The 22448-nt window shown below is 41.1% G+C and carries 17 protein-coding genes; 2 read left to right on the top strand and 15 right to left on the bottom strand.

What is annotated here, in order from left to right; genetic code table 11:
• Positions 1-515 precede the first annotated feature (515 nt).
• The 10 genes from BN6539_RS03175 to BN6539_RS03130 all read right to left on the bottom strand — a co-directional run bounded on the left by BN6539_RS03175 (position 516) and on the right by BN6539_RS03130 (position 14059).
• On the bottom strand, positions 516-2894 hold the full coding sequence (locus BN6539_RS03175) for an ABC transporter permease subunit (RefSeq protein WP_067533800.1): 2379 nt from the start codon (positions 2892-2894) through the stop codon (positions 516-518).
• Positions 2887-3615: an ABC transporter ATP-binding protein gene (locus tag BN6539_RS03170; RefSeq protein ID WP_067533797.1), complete on the bottom strand. Its 729-nt coding sequence runs from the start codon at positions 3613-3615 to the stop codon at positions 2887-2889. The genes BN6539_RS03175 and BN6539_RS03170 overlap by 8 nt, the downstream gene beginning before the upstream one ends.
• A gap of 11 nt (positions 3616-3626) precedes the next feature.
• Entirely contained in the window at positions 3627-4991 is a 1365-nt protein-coding gene (locus BN6539_RS03165; protein ID WP_067533794.1) for a hypothetical protein, read from the bottom strand.
• A 77-nt stretch (positions 4992-5068) separates the two neighbouring features.
• A complete protein-coding gene (locus tag BN6539_RS03160) occupies positions 5069-6355 on the bottom strand; it encodes a HAMP domain-containing sensor histidine kinase (protein ID WP_067533791.1) in 1287 nt (428 codons plus the stop codon).
• On the bottom strand, positions 6343-7017 hold the full coding sequence (locus tag BN6539_RS03155; protein WP_067533788.1) for a response regulator transcription factor: 675 nt from the start codon (positions 7015-7017) through the stop codon (positions 6343-6345). Before BN6539_RS03155 ends, BN6539_RS03160 begins: the two co-directional genes overlap by 13 nt.
• Positions 7018-7122: 105 nt before the next feature.
• The gene (locus tag BN6539_RS03150) at positions 7123-7764 is read right to left on the bottom strand and encodes a hypothetical protein (protein WP_067533785.1); all 642 of its coding nucleotides are present in this window, start codon (positions 7762-7764) and stop codon (positions 7123-7125) included.
• An 18-nt stretch (positions 7765-7782) separates the two neighbouring features.
• Positions 7783-9942 carry an ATP-dependent helicase gene (locus tag BN6539_RS03145; protein ID WP_067533782.1) on the bottom strand — a complete coding sequence of 720 codons (2160 nt, stop codon included), beginning with the start codon at positions 9940-9942 and terminating at the stop codon, positions 7783-7785.
• Between the two features lie 50 nt (positions 9943-9992).
• Positions 9993-11177 (bottom strand): M20 metallopeptidase family protein, encoded by a 1185-nt coding sequence (locus BN6539_RS03140; protein WP_067533779.1) that lies wholly within the window; start codon positions 11175-11177, stop codon positions 9993-9995.
• Between the two features lie 182 nt (positions 11178-11359).
• Positions 11360-12748: a sigma-54-dependent transcriptional regulator gene (locus BN6539_RS03135; protein ID WP_067533776.1), complete on the bottom strand. Its 1389-nt coding sequence runs from the start codon at positions 12746-12748 to the stop codon at positions 11360-11362.
• 183 nt (positions 12749-12931) lie between these two features.
• Complete coding sequence (locus tag BN6539_RS03130; protein ID WP_067533773.1) at positions 12932-14059, bottom strand: PepSY domain-containing protein; 1128 nt, start codon at positions 14057-14059, stop codon at positions 12932-12934.
• 154 nt (positions 14060-14213) lie between these two features.
• Between BN6539_RS03130 and BN6539_RS03125 the strand changes: the two genes are divergently transcribed.
• Both BN6539_RS03125 and BN6539_RS03120 read left to right on the top strand, forming a co-directional pair.
• Positions 14214-14891 carry a response regulator transcription factor gene (locus tag BN6539_RS03125; protein WP_067533770.1) on the top strand — a complete coding sequence of 226 codons (678 nt, stop codon included), beginning with the start codon at positions 14214-14216 and terminating at the stop codon, positions 14889-14891.
• A gap of 3 nt (positions 14892-14894) precedes the next feature.
• A complete protein-coding gene (locus BN6539_RS03120; RefSeq protein WP_082907329.1) occupies positions 14895-16247 on the top strand; it encodes a HAMP domain-containing sensor histidine kinase in 1353 nt (450 codons plus the stop codon).
• Here BN6539_RS03120 and BN6539_RS03115 read toward each other — a convergent pair.
• The 5 genes from BN6539_RS03115 to gyrB form a co-directional block, all read right to left on the bottom strand.
• Complete coding sequence (locus BN6539_RS03115) at positions 16231-16680, bottom strand: C-GCAxxG-C-C family protein (RefSeq protein ID WP_067533767.1); 450 nt, start codon at positions 16678-16680, stop codon at positions 16231-16233. The genes BN6539_RS03120 and BN6539_RS03115 overlap by 17 nt on opposite strands.
• Before the next feature lie 2 nt (positions 16681-16682).
• Positions 16683-17417 (bottom strand): SigB/SigF/SigG family RNA polymerase sigma factor, encoded by a 735-nt coding sequence (locus BN6539_RS03110; protein WP_067533764.1) that lies wholly within the window; start codon positions 17415-17417, stop codon positions 16683-16685.
• Positions 17414-17812, bottom strand: coding sequence for an ATP-binding protein (locus BN6539_RS03105; RefSeq protein ID WP_067533761.1), 399 nt, complete (start codon positions 17810-17812; stop codon positions 17414-17416). The genes BN6539_RS03110 and BN6539_RS03105 overlap by 4 nt, the downstream gene beginning before the upstream one ends.
• Before the next feature lie 165 nt (positions 17813-17977).
• On the bottom strand, positions 17978-20485 hold the full coding sequence (gene gyrA / locus BN6539_RS03100; RefSeq protein WP_067533758.1) for a DNA gyrase subunit A: 2508 nt from the start codon (positions 20483-20485) through the stop codon (positions 17978-17980).
• A 17-nt stretch (positions 20486-20502) separates the two neighbouring features.
• Positions 20503-22434 carry a DNA topoisomerase (ATP-hydrolyzing) subunit B gene (gene gyrB, locus BN6539_RS03095; RefSeq protein WP_067533755.1) on the bottom strand — a complete coding sequence of 644 codons (1932 nt, stop codon included), beginning with the start codon at positions 22432-22434 and terminating at the stop codon, positions 20503-20505.
• Positions 22435-22448 lie beyond the last annotated feature (14 nt).

Below are 22448 nucleotides of genomic sequence, written 5' to 3'. Positions count from 1 at the left end.
TCCAATGCAGCGAAGGTGTCAATGCGCAAGATTCTCCCTAAATCTTAGTTTGCGCTTCATAAATGATAATGTCTTAAGTGATCGTAAGATAAAATGTTCCAGGCTGACCTGCTGATATGATGGTTTTATGCTTTTTGGCGTATTTTTCTCGTTTTGACCTAAAACGATTACCATGTGGGAGGATTTGTCCGGGTATATTTCTCATTCTGGTTAGTTTTATGTGAATTTCTGCATTCCAATTCCTTTTCGCAGTCCGCAAAAGTAACCATACACAGTATATTTGCAAATCCGATAAACTGGTGCAGGCTTTTTTGAGAGGAACGACTTGTGAATATGTCAGGTTTTAGGTCAGATTACCAAAAAAATCTCAATAGGCACAAATCTATCGTAGATGGTGCAGTTGTATACCCTTATACCGTATATTCTGTCGTCCGTGTCTGGCTGTCTTATATTGAACTTTCTGGGACATTTTCAAAAACGCATCACATGCGCAAGATTCTCCCTAAATCTTATTTTCACTTTGACGCAGATTTTCGAAGGGTCAAAATACCGCCTGCGAGCAATACAGCTGCAGCAGCCAAATAGCCTGCGTTTATAGCCAGGCCGTGGTTTATCAAAACACTGTTGACACAATCATAAAGCGGCAGCAGAGAAACCCACTTTCCAAAGGTCAGACCCATTTCATTTAAAATCAGCGGTACAATCAAAAGCAAAACTGAAACAGACAGCGTCTGAATATGGTTTTTCAGCCTGTCAGACAGGCACACTGTAACCATCAATACTGCAAACAGGCTCAATATCTGCAGCAGAGCCATCAAAAGCAGCAGTACTGCTAAAGGCATATCCAGTTTCATTTCTCGCAATTGTGCAAGAGCCATCGTCGACGAGGTAATCTCCCTAAGAGGGCAGCTTCTGGCAACTTGGATTATCTGACAGACCCATCCTGATGCAAAAACAGCTGTCGTTGCTGCCATAGCAAGCAGAAGTTTGCTCTTGTATATGTCTCTCTTCCCACGCCTTGTCGCGGCCAGCAGATTCCAGGATTTATCCCTGTATTCCATGGAAAATAAGGCGCTGAAAGCGAAAATGATGCAGACCGTAAACAGAATCAAATCTGGCGAACGGCTGCTTTGAGACAGGCCGAAAATCAGCAGATATCCTGTATCGTATACAAATTTACCGCCTGAATCTACCACATAATCGTACTGCTGCAGTACCCGCTGAAAAGATGGGTAAAAGGCGGTTTCGCTGTAGTATGGTGATTTTATATTTTCTCCTTCTTCCATACTGATCTTTCCTTTTGCGACCATTTCGTCAATGCTCTTTATCTTTGCAAAGGCTTCTTCGTATCGTTTCCTTTCCTGTTCAATTAAAGAGGTTTTTTCTTCTGTCAAGTCCCCTGAAAGTTCAGTCATGATATTTTGATAGTAAGTCTCTGCCGGCGTCAGGGTATACGTCTTTGACAGATGCTGATATCCGAAGAGTATTGCAAAGGTCAGCAGAATAAGCAGCGCGCGGTTCATGATAAAAATCTTGTAGCCTTCATGTCTGCAGAGATTTACATGAGGGTGAAAAGACCGCAGTGTCGGCAAGCGCAGTTTGCTGATTTCCAGGCTGCGGCTAGTCAGGAATGCCTTAACGGCCAAGAAACAGCTGTATGCCGCATATAACCCTAAAATCACCCAGGACGTCAGCAGTCGTGATAGGGGATAACCAAACAAGTTAAAATTTAAGTAGCCGCCATAAATCGTGTCTGTCTGCAATAATCCAATTGGGTTTAAATACTTAAGCCAATTTACCGACGAACTCGCTGGAACGAATAGATACAGCAACGAACTGATCGCCAATAGTCCCGTACCAGCAAGGTAAGGTAAGAAGCTTTGTTTTCCGATAATCGCAATGAATACCAGGAATGCTCCCAGGGAAAACAGCAAAATAGCTTTTGTGACAACTGTCAGCAGCAAATAAGCGAGGAGGGAAATCTGCAAGTCACTTCCCATGTAGGGTGCAACAGACTGCAGGCTTCGCAGCAGATTTCCCACACCTGCAGAGGCAGAGAAAAAGATGACGTTCACACCATAAAATAAGAAGGTCATGGCAAAACATTGAATAAGTAAGGCGGTTAATTTTGCAATGATACTTTTTTCTCTGCCGGCCGGCGTAACTCTGGTAATCAGAAATAATTTCTTCTCCTTCTCTTCATAGATTAATGTGCCGGCAAAGAGAAACAGCAATAACAGCAGCAGCAGATCTGTCGCCTGGGCTGAGACGGCCGACGTCAGACCCTTTGACGGATAAAACTCCGTTTTGATGGCAGATAAGTCCTGGTAGTCTGCAGCCTCTTTTGTGATATTCCTCGCAGAAAAACTGTTCTGATCTGCAGCCTGAAAAACAGAAACGCTTTCCAGGGTCTTTTTACGATCTTTGATATCCTTTAGGTATTTTCCATAAGAAGATACCTTCTCTGACTCCTCATAAATCTCCTTTATCAGCGACATTTCCTGTTCTAAAGAATCAGTATACTTTAAATATTTTCCGGAAGTAAAGGTCTTGTAATACTTTTCAAAGACACCAGGATTTTCCGCCATTGTTTTTTTTCCTAACTCTTTTCCCATCTCTGTTGCGCTGTTCTGCATATTCAGTATGTCGTTGACCAACATTACGCCTTTGCTGTCTTCATAAAGATCTTCAATAAAACTCTTTTTCTCTGCCTCAGACAGGTGCTGCAAATCTTTTTCTACCGCCTTGTAGGCGGATAGGGGAGGGGTCTCGTTATTTGGCAAGTTGGTATACCAGAGTAAAAAGATGTTTATCGCCAGCAAAACGGCAACGGACAGCAGAAAGCTTCGTTTTCTCCACACTTTATCCAGCTCGAAACACATCAGCCTATACATACGAAGCCTCCTCACCAAAGATTGCCATATACACTGCTTCTAAATCCTTCGCCTCTCCAAATTGAGAACACAAGGCTTCTACGCTGTCTTTTGCCGCGATTTTGCCTGACTGCAGAATGATAATTTCTTTTGCGATAGACTGGATATCAGAAACCACATGTGTGGCCATCAAAATGATTTTACCCTCTGCCAGCTCTTTAATTTTTTCGCGAATACTGACTCGTTCCTTGGGATCGAGACCTGCAGTCGGCTCATCCAAAACAATTAATTTTGGGCTGCCCATCATTGCCTGGGCAATCAGAAGCCGCTGCTTCATGCCGCCAGAATAGGTACCAATCGGGCGATCCAGTTTTTCCAGCAAATTTACATAAGCCGCTGATTCTTCTATCTCACTTTTTATCCGATCTTTGGGAATTTCTTTTAATGCTCCCATATAACTGAGAAAACGACGGCCTGTAAAAGTATCATAGAGGCCTTGCTGCTGAGGAGCGTAGCCTAAAATCGCCCGATATTCCGCTCCCCACTCCTGTATTGATTTACCGTCCCATAAAACTTGCCCTTCGTCTGCCTGAAGATTCTCTGTAATGATATTCATCAACGTCGATTTTCCCGCACCATTGGGACCTAGAATACCATAGATGCCTTCTGAAAGAGTTAGAGAAATATCCTGCAGCGCGTATTTATCGTCATACTTTTTTGTAATCGTCTTTAATTCTAGCATCTTCCTTCACCTCACAATCCCAGACCAGAACTAATCAGCTTGATCGTATGATAATTCTCATTACCCTTATACAAATCTTCTTTATTTATCAGAGCGTACTTTGCCCCATTGATATTATACTGACCTTCATATACAGGGTCTTTCTTAGCATCGTAATCGTAGAGCACTAGAAACTGGTCTTTTCGTTCTCCTAGAATTTCGATAGCGCCCTCCATGGACTTCATCTGCATTTTAGATTTATCTATACTGCCGTCGTTTAAATGGATGTAGAGCCTGCTGTTATCGCTGATCTCTCCATTCTTCCCCCAGGAGGAACAAGAGAGGACGTCGTCATAGGCTCGATCAATACAGCTGTCGGCTGTCTCTGCAAAGGTTTTCTTTTCTTTAGAAACTAAATCAATTTCCTCGATTTTTCCTTTTCCCTCTGTTGAGAGATACAGCTTTTTGCCTTTCACTGCGTAGGTGTGTATTTTTTTATTGGATAATTTCGCGACCTCCTCGCTTTTGCCCCCTGCAAGATCTAAAACACAATAAGAGTTATAGGATTTATTCAGCGCGTCCAAATACTGATTGTCATCTAACATCTCTTCTCTTGACATTTTATGGTCAAAGATTGTCTGATAAAAAACCAATTGGTTATCAAAGGCGCCAATCACATTTACGTCTGTATCCAGCTCGCATATCGTGGAAGATTTCCAGTCCTGTGTATTGACTGCAACTAACCTTCTTTGAGAGGAAGCATAATAAGTGGTCTGATTGTTTACTTTCTCACTTGTAACCTTTTTTGTAATAAAGTAAAGCGTATCTCTTGAGGCAAAGACTTGATCTTCCAGAGAAAGTCCTTCATCAAAGGTAAAAACCTTTTTGCGGTCAGTCCCATCTGGATTCATGCGATATAGGCAGGCAGAATCTGCCGTAAAGGAAGCACCATCATCCTCCATTGGATTACTGCCTGCTGAATGGTCTGTCATTGAACCTCCGCCTAAATCCTGGTCGTGTGAAAAAAGGTATAAGTATCCATTATAGAACAGCAGGCTGCTGCCCATTTTTAAATCTGTGTCATTAAAAACGGCCGGACATTCTTCGGAATCGTGTTCACAGCCTGGCCGGTTGCAAAGAAAGATTTCCTTTTGTGTCTCATAGTCAACATACATCATCCGAAAACCAAAAGTATTCTCCTTGAGCGCAATGCTGTCCTCGCCAATATAGTAATATCCCTGGTCACTTGTGCAGCGCAGCCGGCCTTGTGTAATCATGGTCAGATCCTTTGCTTTTTCAGCGGCACCGGTGCCGTCCTGTTTACTGCTGTTTTCCCCGCAGCCGGCAAATGATAACAAAACTGTCAGCAGACAAAGCGTAACGACTAACTTTTTCATAAAAATAATCTCCTTACCTGTTATTTGATAAGGAGATTATAAGAGAGAGAGGTCAAAAATTCGTCAAGACCTTGGATTTATCTGATACAAATTTTTACTTCAGCCCGTGCGCCTCCACTAGGGCTGCCGTTAGATAACCGCAGAGAACCGCCGTGTTTTTTACTTAAAATACGACTGATAATGAGTCCCATGCCCATGTGTCTGTCTGTGGTAGTAGATGTAATGGCATAGCGTTCCTGGTTTTTTAATATTTTTTCTGGAAATCCTTTTCCATCGTCATCTATGAAAACAAGGAGGCTGGTACCCTCTAACAAAAATGTGATTTCTATTTTGCTGACGGCAAAGCGAAGTGCATTGGTAAACAGGTTTTCCAGGATGCGGTACAATATTTGTCCGTCAATCATAACCTGACTTGCCGCAATATCAGCATGAACTTCCAGCGATAGGTCTTTCTGCCTTGCAACGTGGGAAAAATCCTCTATCATTTCCAGCAGGGTATCCGGCAAATTGGTTTCCTTCGGTGTAATCTCGAGGTCCTCCATACTTTGGATATCCTGAATAGAATCGGTATAACGTTCCAATCGCTTTGCCGCTGTGGATAGGTTTTCTACAGTGTGCAGAAGTTTCTCCTCTGACAAGGTGCCCTGCGGGATATTTTGTTGTAGATATTCCGTGTATCCTTCGATGATAGAAATTGGATTGCGCAGATCGTGAGCGACAGAGGCCTGCAGCATTCGTCGTTCTTCTAACATATTCCAGACTTTCTGGTTATTTGTATACAAGGTCTGTCTCATCATTTCAAAAGAATCGCATAACTTGGCCATTTCGTCTCCGCCTTCGTAAGAGACGGTAAAATCCAAATCTTCTTTCGCTATATTTTCTGTCGCATTGGACAAGATTTCAATTGGTTTTTCTAATTTTTTTCGATAGAACCAAAGCGCACAAAGCAGGACGCCTGCAATTGAATAGACTGCCGGCAGGCCTACCATGGCGGCAGAGAGCAGAGTGTAAGCTGCTTTTCGTTTTGGCGTTAAAGAATCAAAGCTGTTTTCAATTTTATCTATGGAATAGTTAGATATTTCTTTGATAGAAGGGCTGAGTTCATTATTTCCTTCTATAAGCGGAATGTTATCTTCCTTGCCAAAGGTCACCAACTGGGTAGACGTGGTCTGCGTACCGTCAAAATACGTCGTTGTCAGATGAAGATAAGCCTCATTCTTGTCTGGCATAACCCACTTCTGCAAGGCGGCGCAGCCCCATACAGACAAAACTGAAAGAAGGATAATCATAAATACGGTGAATAGCATGGCATAAGTAAAGGAACTTTTCAAAGATTCTGCTCTTTTCCTTTTTATTTGTTCCATTTGTATCCCATCCCCCAAACTGTTTCAATGTATTCTTTACCTGTCGTCTCATATAATTTTGTGCGAATCTTCCGCACATGTTCCTTTACTACGCTGCTGTCGCCTTCAGCATCAAATCCCCACGCGCCTTCATAAATATGTTCTTTGTCAAAGACGTGATTGCCATTGGAAAGAAGAAATTCTATGATGTCAAACTCTCTTTTAGAAAAAGGAATCTCCTTTCCTTCATAGCTGACAGTTCTCTCGGACAAATTGACAATCAACCCTTGCGATGACAGCAGCTTCGGGGCAATTCTGTTTCTGGCATCCCGGCGGAGATGAGCTTCCACCCTGGCAGTCAGCTCCTGTAAACTGAACGGTTTTGTAATATAATCGTCGCCGCCGCTGGCAAACCCGTTAACTTTATCCTGCTCTGTGATTCTGGCAGTTAAAAACAGAATAGGACAAATTACAGATCTGCGAATCTGCTTGCACAAAGTCATACCGTCCAAATCTGGCATATTTATATCCAGCAAAATCAAATCGGGCTGCACAGAGAGAAGTGAAGCTGCCTCTCGGCCATTATTCGCCGTATATACCAGATACCCACAGGTATTAAAATGGTCATAAAGTAATTCAGTCAGTATCGTTTCGTCATCTATAATCAATAATTTCTGTTTCATCGTCCTGCCTCCTTTCTAAAGAAGTGTAACACTAAAAAGTCAAGATTTTGTCAAATATCTTCGATACTGCTTTAAAAAAGAAGCAAAAGATGAAAATTGCTGCATTCAATGATGCAGCAGTGGAGCCAAAGCAACACCGATCTGTATCAGAAAAGCGGCAATCTGCATCACCGTATTGTAGAGTAGTTTGGTTTTTCTGGCCTTTTTTCGGTTTTCTCTGTTGTCATCTGCTTCAATGGTTTTTATGATTAATTTATGTGCGATCCAAGCTAAAATCCAGATCAGAGCAGGCAGAAATACCATAAAAAAAACGATCGGCTGCAGAAAAATTTCACCTAATGTTTTGAAGACGCCCTGTGTGTCCATGGATAGTAGCACTTTTACGATTACCGCCATAACGGCAAGGACGACTAGTCCTCCAATGATGTAATTTGAAGGATTTCGTTCTTTCTCTTCTTTTTTATTTCGATAGAAGTTGTTATCCCCAATGGTTTTCTTCGTCTGATAAAAGACGTTTTCGCCTGTCTCGTCTATATATTTAAAGTCCTTCTTCTCCTGCTCTGACAATTTATCGTAATCATCCTTTGACATGACGCCGATCTTATTGCTGCGATCGTGATGTCCTGTATATTTTAACTTGCCATAACCCATGGTAAGTCCTCTAAAGCTATAACCATCGGCTAACATATCTGTCAGAAAATCCAGAGTGTCTCGTTCTGTCGCTTTATTGCCTAAGTAAATAATCATAAAAAACTCTCTTTTCTCTTATCCTTGGAGGACTTCCAGTTTCGCTCGAAAAGTAATGGTTCGCGGCGTTTCTATCTTTTCAAATTGAATCGTATAGGCTGCTTTTTCCATGTCCACTTCAACAATGGTCCCTGGTCCAAAGATACTGTGTTTGATTCTCTGACCCCTGGCAAAATGCTGACCCTGTGAGTGATCCAAGAGATAACGGCTGTTGAAGTTGATATAGTCCTGTGCCTTCGCAATCAGATGATCCTGCGGCTTTTGGGTATAGGCCAGGAGTGTTTCATCGATATCCAGCAAAAAGCGGGAAGGGTAACGAGGAGAACCGTCAAAATTACGCCCCTCCGCTTCTGTGAGGTACAACCGTTTTTCTGCTCGGGTCATAGCCACAAAAGCCAAACGGCGTTCCTCTTCCATAGCTTGCAGTGTGTTTGTTTTCTTTGATGGAAAGATTCCCTCATTCATAGCACAGAGAAAGACATATGGAAATTCCAAGCCTTTGGCGGTGTGGACAGTCATCAGCTTGACTTTATCACTGCGATCTTCTGCATCACTGTTTGTGAACAACGCGATGTGCGTCAAATAATGTTCCAAGGTACTTTCCTCACCGCAGGAGGTCTCATATTCATAGACAGACTGCTTTAGCTCCGCTAAATTATCAAGGCGCTCCTGGCTGCCCTCGGTGCGCAGCATCCTTTCATAACCGCTCTCATTGAGAATGGCAGACAGCACTTCAGAAATCGGCCGCTCTGCGTAGTCAGCAGCAAAGGACTCTATCAGTGCAACAAAACTGGCGGCTTTTGTTCCCTTAAAGATATCGTTTTCTATATTTTTAATCAAAGCATCATACAGTGTGCAATTTTTCTCCGCTGCGTATTCTTGCAAGAAGGCCAAGCGCCGTTGCCCGATGTTGCGCTTAGGCACATTGGCGATACGCAGAAAAGAAAGATCGTCTTTGTAGGCGATCATTCGCAGGTAGGAGAGGGCATCCTTGATTTCCATACGACCAAAAAACTGGACGCCGCTATAAATCGTATAGGGAATTTTTTCTTTCAAAAATATCTCTTCGATGGTTCTCGTGATGTAATGAGCTCGATATAGTATGGTCATGTCCCGATATGGCGTTCCTTTTTCGTGAAGCTCCTGAATTTTAGCGGCAATAAAAACGGCCTCTGCCCTGGAATGATCGGCGTGATGACAGAGAACGGGCAAACCGCCAGGCAGAGTAGGTAAAAGTTCCTTCTTGATACGGCTTTGATTCTTTTCTATTAGAGAATTGGCTGCAGAAAGGATCTGTGGCGTGGAGCGATAATTCTGCATCATCATGATGGTTTTAACATGGGGAAATACCTTGTCAAAATCCAATAAATACTTGACGTTTGCTCCACGCCAAGTATAGATTGTTTGGTCAGGGTCGCCTACGATGAACAGATTTTTGTGATGATTGCACAGAACTTCCATTAGTCTGTATTGCAAATCATCAATATCCTGAAACTCATCAATCATAATATATTCCAGCCGCCTCTGCCACTTGAGACGGATTTCTTCCTCTTCTTGAAAGATATAGAGGGAAAATTTGATTAAGTCATTATAATCTAAGCCAAAACATTTCTTTTCTTGATAGAGGTACCCGTAGAAGATGATGTCCGATGGATTGACAGCTTCCTCATATTTCTGCCTGAGAGTATCCAATGACATAGTAATCATGTCCAAATAGTATTCCGGTTCCTTGCTGATCTTGCGGATTTCAATCATGTCCCGCGCTTTGCTGAAGGTCATATTTCGCAGCGTCAGATTCCGTTCCTCATAAATAATCTTTAGCATAGCGTCGATATCGGAATTATCTAATACCAAAAAGCTTTTCGGATATTGGACAGCATTGCTGTCTTCCTGTAAAATCGAGACGCAGAAACTGTGAAAGGTGCAGATATAACCGGTATCATTATCTCCCGTCAGATGATGGATACGCTGGCGCATCTCGTTGGCCGACTTATTGGTAAAAGTTACACAGAGAATGTTGCCTGGCAAAATCCCAATTTCGTTAACCAAATAGGCGAATCGCTGTGAAAGAGCCCGCGTCTTACCGGAACCGGCTCCGGCTATGACGCGAATAAAACCTTCTGTGGAGGTAACCGCTTCCTCCTGCGCTGCATTCAGCCCCTTCATACTTTCTTCCACTGCTTCACCCCCTTATTTATAACATCATTATACTGTATCTGTAATATAAATCAAGTGTTATAGATGGCCGTAAACTGCAGGAGAATTTTACATGCAACTAAAATAGCATCCTCATCAAAGATGAGCGCCGGGTTGTGAAGGGGCAGTTTTGAGGCGGACTGCTTGTTGGCAGTACCGATTCTGAAGTAAGCACCTGGCAGGTCTCGCAAATAATAAGAAAAATCTTCCATACCCATAGAAGGTTTTTGTAATTGATCTATAGGCCCTGTCGCGACATAAGCAGCAGCTTCTTCCAAATAAGAGGCTACTATTTCATCACAAATCACAGAATCTCCATTCTCTATAAAGGTTACATGACCTGTACCTCCCATTGCTGCCGCGGTATGTTCTACGGTACGTGAAATGGCCTTTCTAATACAGATACGTTGTGCAGCCCGTAAAGTGCGAACAGTTCCTTCCATTTCTACTATATTAGGAATCGAATCACCTCCAGTACCGCCGATTATTTTACCAATTGTAATTACCACTGGTTCAACTGGGCTGCATTCACGGGAAACAATATTTTGTAACAGCTGCATAACATAGGTAGAAATTAAAATGGGATCTACACACTTATGAGGATGTGCTGCTGAACCACTTTTGCCCTCAATTATGATTTTTATAGAATCTGATGCTGCCATCATTGGCCCCCGACGCACCCCGACGCTTCCTACCATAAGCTCAGGCCAGCAATGAAAACCGAGAATTACATCTGGACGTAAAATTTTTAAGACCTGCTGTCTAATCATATACTCTGCGCCTTTTCCGGTTTCCGTCGCAGGTTGAAAAATAAACCCGACACTTCCATTCCAGGTGTTTCTTGTTTCATGCAAAATTTTAGCACAAATGATAGCTGCGGCCATATGAAGATCGTGGCCGCAGCAATGACAGGCGCCCTCATTTTTTGATATAAAGTCGACATCACTTTCTTCTTTCACAGGTAAAGCGTCTATTCCTACTCGGATACAGATGTTTTTGCCTCCTGTTTTGCCATTCACTTTAGCAACTAAGCCTGTATGAAAGGGGCTGTCGACGACTTGAATATCGCTTTCCTGCAGCCGTTCCTTTATATAATTAGTTGTATTTTTTTCGCATCCCGCAGTTTCAGGGTATTGATGGAGATATCGTCGCATGCGGATCGCTTGCTCTTTATAATCATCAACTAACTGTAGAAACTGATCTTTTACATTCTGCATAGTTTCACAACCTTTCTTTTTTATAATATAAATGCAAATATGGTGCCAATTTAGACTGCTTTGCTTTCTGCATTTTTTAACTGTTAGCAAAATAAAAAACGTGGAAATGACAGAATCTATTCCGTCAATATCGACTTCATAGATATTTCCTTCAAATTAAAAAAGTCGGTAAATTCTACCGACTAGGTATTATTTACCGACTTTTTTGTTTTAACTAATTCATATTCTGTTATTTTATTTCTTAATCCCTTATCACTAATTCCCAATTTTTCTGCTGTAACTCTGCGATTCCACTGATTTTCTTCAAGCGCCTGCAAGATAATTTTCTTTTCTGCCTCTTTTAATGTCAATCCTGACAGATCTTCTTTAAAAATACGATTTACTGTAAATCCTCTGTTATTTACAGCTTGTACTTCCTCAGGTAAATCTCCCGTTTTGATTATTTTTCCATCACACATAATCATAGCATATTCCAAAATATTGGATAGTTCACGAATATTACCAGGGAAATGGTATGTCATAAGAATTTTTTCTGCTTCTTTCGTTAAGTATTGTACGTTTTTTCCCTGTTGCTGGTTATAGTGGTGAATAAAGTGACTGCATAAAAGAGGAATATCCTGTCTGTGCGCTTTTAATTCTGGCATTTTAATTTCGATTACTTTCAATCTAAAATAAAGATCACTTCTAAAGCTTCCTTCTTCAACCATTTTTTTTAAATCCTTGTTTGTAGCAGCAATAACCCTAATGTTTAATTTCTTTGTTATATTACTTCCTATTGGCGTCACTTCACGTTGCTGCAAGACCCTAAGCAGCTTTGCCTGTAAAGATAATGACATATCACCAATTTCATCTAAAAATATCGTTCCATTATCTGCGTATTCAAATCTGCCCATCTTATTCGCTATAGCGCCAGTAAAAGAACCTTTTTTATGGCCAAATAATTCTTCTTCTAATAGGCTTTCTGGTATAGCGGCACAGTTTACATCTTCAAAATGATATTGTTTTCTTCCACTAGAATAGTGAAGGGCTCTTGCTGCTAATTCTTTACCTGTACCACTTTTGCCTGTAACCAATACACTAGTTGTCAGATTTTTCACTTTTTCAATCATTTGAAATACGTCCTGCATTTGGGGGCTCTTACCAATAATTCCATGATAAGTGTTTTTTTCCTCCAGTTTTTGGCTCAAATACTCCACTCTTTCATCGAGATAGCGATATTTCAAAGCCCTCTTAATAACTAAAAATAGTTCCTGTATGTCAAGAGGTTTAATTAAATATGTATAGGCGCCATTTTTTATAGCTTCCATAGAGTCGCTGACAGAAGTATAAGCTGTCATAATTATAATAATTACCTTGTCATCAATTTCTTTTATCTCTTTTATTAATTCCATTTCATTCCTGCTGTCTACATTTAAATCCATTAAGCAAACAGAAAAATGGTCAGCTTGAAAACAAAATAGCCCATCTGACGCATTATCAACAATCATAACTTCATATTTGGTTTTGAGAGCTAGAACAAGAGAAGTGCATATATTCACTTCATCATCAATAATTAAAATTTTTTCTTTCATTTAAAAATCTCTCCTTTCTGCAATAGCTCAAATAAATATAATTTACATTTCACACCTAAAGTTATCATAATAAATTAAATATTTTTATTTTCATATACTATTTTTATATTACAATTTTCATCTGTCAAGTTCCAGTTTTTTTGCATAAAAAAAACGGCTATTCGCCGTCTTTTTATTTTTAATTTAATCGTCCCATTCGTCGTCCCAATCATCATCATCGTCATCGTCATGATCGATACGGTCTTTATCCCAGTCAATGATTACACCAGAGGATGCGTTAATCTCGAAATCATATTCGTAATTTCCCAGTCTGGCCTCACCTTCGTAGATATAAATTCCGTCATCTTTTTCCAAATGAATCTTAACGATTGTGGCCCCAGGAATTTTTGCTAAAACAATACTCTTAGCTTTTTCTACAGAAATCAGTCCGCTGTTTCCGCTAGTCGTGCTGCCTGAAGTGGAACCAGAGTTTCCGGTATTTCCACTTGCGGTATTGTTTCCACTATTGCCGCCTGTGGTACCAGGATGGTATTCGTCATCATCATCCCAGTCATCATCATCGTCATAATCAAAGTAACTGTCATGTTCATGTTCAAGGGTAACCTTTCCAGTCTTTGCATCGACAATATAGTCATACTCTACGTTATCCTTGACCAATTCAATCTCGTAATAATAGTTTCCATTTTTTCTTTCAAGGTCGATGTCCTTTACAAAGCCGCCGCCTGCTTCTTTAATGGCTGCTTTTTCAGCTTCTTTATAGCTCAGGATATCGCCTTTATTTTGGTCGTCTGTTGGAATTGTTATGGCCGTGCCATATTTAATGGTGCTTTCCAAAATTGCGCCTGTTTCAGGATTTACATCTGCGTTTCCATAGAAATCATTGGACTTAAAATCCACTTCATACTCGTACAGACCATTATCCTTTGTCAAATTGACAGAGATGCTGGTGATGCCTTCAAATGCTTTTTTTACGACATCTTTTACTTCACTCTCACTTAACTTTACGGTTTTGCTGCCCAAATCGTTATCCAATTGAGACTCTACTTTTTTAACCTGTTTTGTTTCCTTATTGATTTCCACTTCAAATCCTTCTTCATTCTTATCGTCGTGGAACATCACTTCAAATTTGTTTTCCTCTTCTTCACTTGTTACAAAAGTTGCAGTAGAAGGTACATACTTCTGTGCGATTTCTTTTGCTTCATCCAGCGTCATGGCTTGAGTGAAGGTTGTGGAAAAGATAATTGCTGCTATAACTAAGACAACAGCGATGGCGGCTATGATGCCGTTTCTTTTGTTTATGAATTTTGACATTGTTCTTTCCTCCTCATATATTTGTCTTTCAAGTATTATTCTTTGAGTGTATCCATATAATAAACATTCAAAATGAAATTAAAATGAAAAATTTCATTGAAAATTAATTTTTTTGATATATCATTAAACTAACATCAAGAAAAGGGGTGAAATTATGAAATTACTGATAGTAGAAGATGAAAAGAGACTTTGCCAGACTATAGCCAAGCATTTAAAAGCAGAGGGTTATACCATAGATACTTGTTACAATGGAAGTGATGCCATTGATTACATAGAAGGGACGGAATACGACGCCATTATTTTGGATATCATGCTTCCCGGTATTGACGGCATTGCAGTTTTAAAAAAAGTGAGGTCAAAAAAATTAAAAACGCCGGTTTTGCTGCTAACTGCAAAGAATACAGTTGAAGACAAAGTTACCGGACTTGACAGCGGAGCGGATGATTATTTGACCAAACCTTTTTCCCTGGAGGAGCTTTCTGCTAGAATTCGGGTCATGATCAGACGAAGCGGGGTAGAAAGGGTGGATAATTTTCTGACTGTGGGACCGCTGACTTTAGATACCGATAAGAAGGTCGCCATAAGAGAGGGGAAAGAGATTACCTTGACCGCCAAAGAATACTCGATTCTGGAATACTTAATGCACAATAAAGAAATCGTACTCTCCAGAGAAAAAATTCAGCAGCATATTTGGAATTATGATTACGAGGGCGGCAGCAATATCATAGACGTGTATATACGTACACTACGGAATAAAATTGACGCTAAATTCGATCAGAAACTGATCCAAACGGTTCGGGGACTGGGTTATGTGATAAAGAGTGAAGAGTAAATCATGATGAAAAACAGTTCAATAAGAAAAAGAGTGACTCTCTACTATTCCCTGGTTTTAGTTGTTATTACCGTTTTAGTTTTTGGAGTCTTTCTGTTTACTGCCAGCAGGCAGACCACCGTTGTGTCCAAGGATACGGTAATGAAAGCAGTTCAGAATTCCTTCGATGATATAGAATATGAAAATGATATTATCGAAATAGACAATGATTTTGATTCCTACTATCGAGGCGTAACTCTGCTGGTTTACAGTGAAGACGGAAAGTTAATTAAGGGCTCTGTTCCAAGAGATTTTCCCTCCTATACACCTTTGACACAGGGAGATTACGAAGAGATAAAGGCAGAAGAGAACACCTGGCTTGTTTATGACCTGTATAATACCTATGAGAACGGGCAGGGGATTTGGGTCCGAGGCATCTACGACATGGACAATGCGGCAGCAACGTTAAAGTCCATCATGAGTATCATGATTATCATTCTGCCAATCATTCTGATTATTGCTATCCTTGCAGGCAGAAGAATTACAAAGAGAGCCTTTGAACCAGTTGCCAGAATTACCAATGCAGCAAATTCCATCAACAACGGCAGCGATCTTTCAAAGCGGTTACCACAGGGAGAAAATAAAGACGAGCTTTATTATCTGACGGAAACCCTGAACCAAATGATAGAAAGACTGGAAAATGCGTTCCAATCAGAAAAAGAATTTTCTTCTGACGTTTCCCATGAATTAAAAACGCCGATTTCCGTTATTTTAGCGGAATGCGAATATACACTGCAGGAAAATCGTCAGACGGCAGTCTACATCGAATCTCTTGAAATCATTCAGAAGCAATGTATGAGAACGATGTCCTTGATTCAGCAGCTCCTGCAAGTTTCCAGAACCATAGACAAAGAAAAAGCATTAGACAAGGAGGATTTCAATCTATCTCTTTTATGTGAAAGCATTATTGATGAACTGACTTTGATGGCCGAAGACAACGGTGTACGTTTAAGCAGCAACATTCAAAAGGATATTGAAATCGACGCAGATGAAACATTGATTATGAGAATGATTATCAATTTGTTGACCAACGCTATTAAATACAGCCGTTCATGCAGCAATCCTAAGGTGGAACTTTCCTTAACAAAAGAAGATCGCATAAAAATCGTCATAAAAGACAATGGCATTGGTATCAAAAAAGAAGACCAGGCAAATATCTTCCGCCGGTTCTATAAGGTGGATAAATCCAGAACAGCGGAGGAAAACAGCTTTGGTCTCGGTCTTGCCATGGTAAAATGGATTGCAGAAGCGCATAATGGGGAAGTATCAGTCAAAAGCGAACTAGGGGAGGGCAGTGAATTTACCGTAATTCTCTAAGATAGTTCTCCATAATCTCTGCGGCATCAGCGACGAGTTTTTCACAGGGACGGTCGGCGTAATAGCTTTCCGTCCTTTTTGCTGGCATAAAAAAATCGGCTCCTTCTGCCAAACCTAAAAGTTCTCGACAGATGATGGAACCATTCTCTTCTTTGAATTTATATGCCAGCGTCTGAATCAATTGATAGTGCGCCGCTTTTGCCTCATCATCATCTGGCCTGTCATATCCCTTGACCAGGCCTGCAATGAGAAACATACTGCTGACCGCACCGCAGACCTCTCTCAGCCTGCCCATGCCGCCGCCAAAAGAGGAACTGAGCATGGCAGCAGTTTTTTTATCAATGGAAAGCACGTCTGCAAAAGCCAACAACACTGCTTGTGCACAGTTATAACCTTCTCTAAATAGAGAAGCCGCTTGATCACTTCTATCCATCTCTATTTATACAATTCGCTCCTAAATTGATTGATAATGTTTCTTTCTGCTCTTGATACTGTCATCTGCGAAACACCAAGTGTTTTCGCGATTTCAGCCTGCGATCTGTTATAGATAAATCTTTCTTTAAAAATATATCGATATTGATCGTTAAATCCATCTATAACCTTATTGATGATTTCTGAAGTTTCAATTCTTTCGTAGCCCTTTTCGTCAAAACCTGTATATTTCTCAAGAAAAGAGCTTTCGCCATCCTCACCCATATCATCAAAGGTCTTGTCCAAAGAATAGGTCCCATATGCCTGGGAACCTTCCATGGCCTCAATAATCTGCTCCTCACTAAACCCTGTAGCTTCTGCAATCTCTTCTACTGACGGCTTTCTGTGATATTCTGTATATAGAGCATCCTTTGTTTCTTGTACCTTAGCCGCAATTTCTTTCAGTCTTCTGGGCACTTTAAGACTCCATTGCTTATCCCTGAAATACTTCTTGATTTCTCCGAGAATTGTCGGGGTAGCAAAGGAGCTGAATTCAAAGCCCTTATCCGGGTCAAATCTCTCAACAGCAGAAACAAGCGCCAACGCACCGACCTGATAAAGGTCGTCGTATTCTACACCTTTCCCTAGATATTTTCTAATTAGAATGTCTACCATATAAAGATGTTTTTCCACTATTTCATTTCTGAGCTCTATGTTTGGATTGTTTTTATACTTGATAAACAATTCTTGTTCCATCATAAATTCTTCACCATTCTAATAGACTTATGTCCGTCTTTTCCTTTGCCAAATTCAACTTCATTCATCAGGGATTGAATAATATAAATACCGATATCGCCTTCCTTTGGGCAGTTCTGACAAGGCTTTGACAGTTTCTCCAAGGTATGCGCCTCACAGTCGTCCTTTACGATAATCTCAATCTTCGACTTCTCAACATTACATTCTACTTCATATTTATCTGAAAAACCATCAAAACCGTGACATGATACGTTTTTACACGCCTCAGAAACCGCATTCTTAATGTCTTCAGCCGCGTCCAGATCAAAACCAGCAGTCGTTGCAATAGAAGCAATAGCCAATCTCACCATAGTCAGATATTCCGGTTTTCCCGGTATTGTAAATCTCAAATTATCCATTTAAATTCTCTCCTTCAAAACAAACTGATCTGCCTGCTTCGCATTCTCTATATAGAATAGCTTTACTTCATGCAAATTGCAAGCATTTTTATTTACTATATCTATATATACCTCAAAATATCAAAATGAAAATGGCGTATTATCATAAATACGCCATTTGTTTTTCTATAGTGTCATCTGCTCATCGCTATTTTTTTCTGCTTTTTTTGGTTTTGGCTCGGTTTCGTCATCCTCTTCTTCGTCATCTTCTTTAATGACCTTTGCCATGGCGACAATCTTCGTATCATCACCGACCTTCATAATTTTTACTCCCTGAGTTGCTCTGCCAAGCTTAGATACTTCACCGGCTCTGATTCTGATAATAATACCTTCTGAGTTGATCATCAGAATTTCATCATCTTCATCCACAACCATAGCTCCGATCAAAGCGCCAGTTTTCTTGAACTTTGTTTTATCATAAGTCAGCAGACCTTTACCGCCTCTAACCTGAATCTTATAATCCTTGACAGAAGTTCTCTTTCCGTATCCGTTTTCGGTTACGACCAGCAGTTCCTGATCCGGTTCAACCAGTTCCATTGCGACAACTTCGTCACCCTTCTCTAGCTTGATGGCTCTGACACCACCGGCAATTCTGCCCATGCTTCTGACGTCTTCCTCAGAGAAACAGATACACTTGCCGTGTTTTGTAACGATAATGACATTATTTCTGCCAGAAGTCTCTTTGATGCCGATTAACTGGTCGTCTTCCTTCAGATTGATGGCAATCAGTCCCGTCTTTCTCTGGGTATCAAACTGAGATAGAGGTGTCTTTTTGATGATACCGTCTTTGGTCACAGCAATCAGATATCTGTCGTCAGAAAACTCCTGTACTGGAATAATCGCTGTGATTCTTTCACGCTGCATCAAATTGAGGAAATTGACTGCAGGCGTTCCCTTAGCGGTTCTCGTCGCTTCTGGAACTTCAAAGGCTTTAATCTTGTGGGCCTTTCCTGTATTCGTAAAGAACATCAGATGATCATGAGTAGAGGTCATAATCAGATCCTTTACAAAATCGTTTTCTCGCGTAGTAATACCTGTAATACCTTTACCCCCGCGTTTTTGTGCTTTATAGGTATCGGATGGAACTCTCTTGATATACCCCAGATGTGTCAGAGTGATGGCAACTTTTTCTTCTTCCACCAGATCTTCATCGTCGAATTCATCCACATCTGCTACCAATTTTGTTCTTCTGCTGTCAGCATATTTTTCTCTCACTTCCAGAAGTTCATCTTTGATGACGCCCATCAAAAGTTTTTCATCCGCCAGCAGGGAGTTATAATATGCGATTTTTTCCATCAGTTCAGCATATTCTTTATCGATTTTCTCTCTTTCCAATCCCTGCAGTCTGGCAAGTCTCATGTCGAGGATTGCTTGTGCCTGGATATCAGAAAGACCAAAGCTTTCCATCAGTTTTTCTTTCGCATCGTTATAAGCGCTTCTGATAATTTTGATGATTTCATCGATATTATCGAGGGCAATACGCAGACCTTCTAAGATGTGCGCTCTCGCCTCTGCCTTTTTAAGATCGAACTGTGTTCTTCTTGTAACAACTTCTTTCTGGAATTTCAGATATTCAGAAAGTATCTCATATAGATTGAGGACTTTCGGTTTACCATCAACTAAAGCAATCATAATCATGCTGTAGCTGTCCTGTAGCTGGGTGTGCTTGTACAATCGATTCAAAGTGATCTGTGGATTTGCATCTCTCTTTAATTCGATGACGATACGCATTCCATTTCGGTTGGATTCGTCACGAATAGCAGAAATACCTTCCACTCTCTTATCTTTCACCAGCTCTGCCATCTTTTCGATGAGTCTTGCTTTATTCACCTGATAAGGAATTTCAGTGACAATAATCTGTGATCTTCCTCTGTCGGTTTCTTCAATTTCACAGCAAGATCTTGCTTTTACTTTGCCGATACCCGTTCTATAGGCGTCTCTAATGCCATTTTTTCCGAGAATCATTGCGCCAGTAGGGAAGTCCGGACCTTTGACGATTTTCATCAGATCCTCTACAGTAGCTTCTTCATCGTCAATTAACTTGACTGTAGCGTCGATTACCTCGCCTAAATTATGAGGCGGAATGGATGTAGCCATGCCGACGGCAATACCGTTGGAACCATTTACGAGAAGATTAGGATATCTGCTCGGCAATACCACCGGTTCTTTTTCTTCTCCGTCGAAGTTATCTATAAAGTCTACCGTTTCTTTTTCGATATCTCTGATCATCTGCAGAGAAAACGGCGTCATCTTTGCTTCTGTATAACGCATAGCAGCAGCGCCGTCTCCATCGACGGAACCAAAGTTACCGTGACCGTCTACCAGCATATATCTAGTTGAAAAATCCTGTGCCATTCTAACCATGGCATCATAAATAGAACTGTCACCGTGAGGATGATACTTACCCATGACTTCTCCCACGATACGGGCAGATTTCTTATGGGGTTTCTCCGGTGTCACGCCCAGCTGATGCATACCATATAGGATTCTTCTGTGTACCGGCTTCATGCCGTCTCTTACATCAGGAAGGGCACGTCCGACGATAACGCTCATGGAATAGTCAATATATGACTTTTTCATTTCTTTCGCTATCTCATGTTGTTCTAGTCTTGTATCTTCTAATAGTGTACTCAATTTTTTGCCCTCCTTCCTTAAATATCAATATCTGCTAAGTCAGCATTATCTTCTATGAACTTCTTTCTCGGCGGTACTTTATCGCCCATCAAGATGGTGAAGATTTCATCTGCTGCTGCAGCATCATCTATCGTAATTTGAATTAACGTCCTGTTGTTGTAGTCCATGGTAGTCTCCCAAAGCTGATGGAAGTCCATTTCTCCCAGACCCTTATATCTCTGAATATCAATCTTTCCGGCTTTCCCTTCGCCGCTCAGCTTTTCTAACAGTCTGTCTTGCTCTGGTTCACTGTAAGTGTAATATACTTCCTTGTTTCTCTTCGTCATAAAGAGAGGCGGTTTCGCAGCATAAACATAACCTCCTTCAATGAGCGGTGTCATATATCTGAAGAAAAAAGTCAATAGCAGTGTTCTGATATGGGCGCCGTCAACGTCGGCATCGGTCATGATGATGATTTTGTGATACCTCAGTTTGGTCTCATCAAATTCGTTGCCGATTCCGCAGCCAAAGGCGGTAATCATGTTTTTAATTTCGTCAGAATTGAGAATTCTGTCCAGTCTTGCTTTCTCTACATTGAGGATCTTACCTCTAAGAGGCAGGATGGCTTGTCTCATTCTGTCTCGTCCCTGTTTTGCACTTCCGCCGGCGGAGTCACCCTCGACTAAGAAGATTTCTGATTTAGCCGGGTCCTTTTCTGAACAGTCGGCCAATTTGCCTGGCAAAGCGATACTATCCAGTGCGCTCTTTCTTCTCGTCAGTTCTCTCGCTTTTCTGGCGGCTTCTCTGGCGCGAGAAGCTCTTAAACATTTGTCGACGATGATTCTTGCTTCATTGGGATGCTCCTCTAAGAAAGCCATGAGATTTTCGCTGGTCGATGTTTCAACAAAACCTCGCATCTCAGTATTTCCAAGCTTTGTTTTCGTCTGTCCTTCAAACTGCGGTTCTGTCAGCTTGACGGAAATAATGGCAGTCAAACCTTCCCTTACATCTTCACCGGCAAGGGAATCGTCATTATCTTTTAAGATTTTATTTTTTCTTGAATATTCATTAAAAACTCTGGTGAGTGCTGATTTAAAGCCGGCCATATGGGTGCCGCCTTCTGTCGTACTGATATTATTGGCATAAGAGAGAATCAGTTCGTTATACCGGTCAGTATACTGCATGGCAACTTCCAATTCCATGTCTTTTTTACTGATCTCAAAGTAGATGGCTTCTTCATGTAACGCATCTTTGTTGTTATTGAGGAATTTTACAAACTCTTTCAATCCGCCTTCAAAATGGAAGACGTCTTTTTTCTTTTTGCCGTCTCTTTCATCTGTCAGAGTGATCTTGATTCCTTTGTTGAGAAATGCCATTTCTCTCAGCCTGTGCTGAAGGGTTTCATAATCAAATTCTACTGACTCTTGAAAAATTTCAGGATCTGGCCAGAAAATACTTTTGGAACCAGTTTTCTTTGATTCTCCCACTTCAGTCAGGGGCATGACGGTCTTACCCTGTCTGTACTCCTGTCTGTAGATTTTGCCATTTCTTTTGATCTCTACTTCCATCTTCGTGGAAAGGGCATTGACGACAGATGCGCCTACACCGTGAAGACCGCCGGACACTTTATATCCGCCGCCGCCGAACTTACCGCCTGCATGAAGCACGGTGTGAATGACTTCGACTGCAGGTATCCCTAATTTCGGGTGGTTATCGACTGGCATACCTCTTCCGTCGTCTTCAACCATGATGGAATTGTCTTTTTGAATCGTTACATCTATCTTCTTACAGTAACCGGCTAACGCTTCGTCGACACTGTTATCTACAACTTCGTAAACCAAATGATGAAGCCCTCTCGGACCTGTACTTCCTATATACATACCCGGTCTTTTTCTGACAGCTTCCAGACCTTCCAGTACTTGTATTTGGGCGGCATCATATTGATTGTTATTTTTTTCTTCTGTACTCATATTACACCCACCTT

This window comes from Emergencia timonensis, from assembly GCF_900086585.1.
GTDB lineage: Bacteria > Bacillota > Clostridia > Peptostreptococcales > Anaerovoracaceae > Senimuribacter > Senimuribacter timonensis.
Note: the sequence above shows the minus strand (reverse complement) of the source record. Positions and strands in the feature narration are given on the sequence as shown.

Bases quoted from the DNA above. Each gene is read 5' to 3' on its own strand.
- BN6539_RS03115 (WP_067533767.1), bottom strand. From the start codon at position 16,680: ATGGATAGAAGTGATCAAGCGGCTTCTCTATTTAGAGAAGGTTATAAC.
- BN6539_RS03110 (WP_067533764.1), bottom strand. From the start codon at position 17,417: ATGATGGAACAAGAATTGTTTATCAAGTATAAAAACAATCCAAACATA.
- BN6539_RS03170 (WP_067533797.1), bottom strand. From the start codon at position 3,615: ATGCTAGAATTAAAGACGATTACAAAAAAGTATGACGATAAATACGCG.
- BN6539_RS03140 (WP_067533779.1), bottom strand. From the start codon at position 11,177: ATGCAGAATGTAAAAGATCAGTTTCTACAGTTAGTTGATGATTATAAA.
- gyrB (WP_067533755.1), bottom strand. From the start codon at position 22,434: ATGAGTACAGAAGAAAAAAATAACAATCAATATGATGCCGCCCAAATA.
- BN6539_RS03175 (WP_067533800.1), bottom strand. From the start codon at position 2,894: ATGTATAGGCTGATGTGTTTCGAGCTGGATAAAGTGTGGAGAAAACGA.
- BN6539_RS03160 (WP_067533791.1), bottom strand. From the start codon at position 6,355: ATGGAACAAATAAAAAGGAAAAGAGCAGAATCTTTGAAAAGTTCCTTT.
- BN6539_RS03125 (WP_067533770.1), top strand. From the start codon at position 14,214: ATGAAATTACTGATAGTAGAAGATGAAAAGAGACTTTGCCAGACTATA.
- BN6539_RS03105 (WP_067533761.1), bottom strand. From the start codon at position 17,812: ATGGATAATTTGAGATTTACAATACCGGGAAAACCGGAATATCTGACT.
- BN6539_RS03165 (WP_067533794.1), bottom strand. From the start codon at position 4,991: ATGAAAAAGTTAGTCGTTACGCTTTGTCTGCTGACAGTTTTGTTATCA.
- BN6539_RS03135 (WP_067533776.1), bottom strand. From the start codon at position 12,748: ATGAAAGAAAAAATTTTAATTATTGATGATGAAGTGAATATATGCACT.
- BN6539_RS03155 (WP_067533788.1), bottom strand. From the start codon at position 7,017: ATGAAACAGAAATTATTGATTATAGATGACGAAACGATACTGACTGAA.
- BN6539_RS03130 (WP_067533773.1), bottom strand. From the start codon at position 14,059: ATGTCAAAATTCATAAACAAAAGAAACGGCATCATAGCCGCCATCGCT.
- BN6539_RS03150 (WP_067533785.1), bottom strand. From the start codon at position 7,764: ATGATTATTTACTTAGGCAATAAAGCGACAGAACGAGACACTCTGGAT.
- BN6539_RS03120 (WP_082907329.1), top strand. From the start codon at position 14,895: ATGATGAAAAACAGTTCAATAAGAAAAAGAGTGACTCTCTACTATTCC.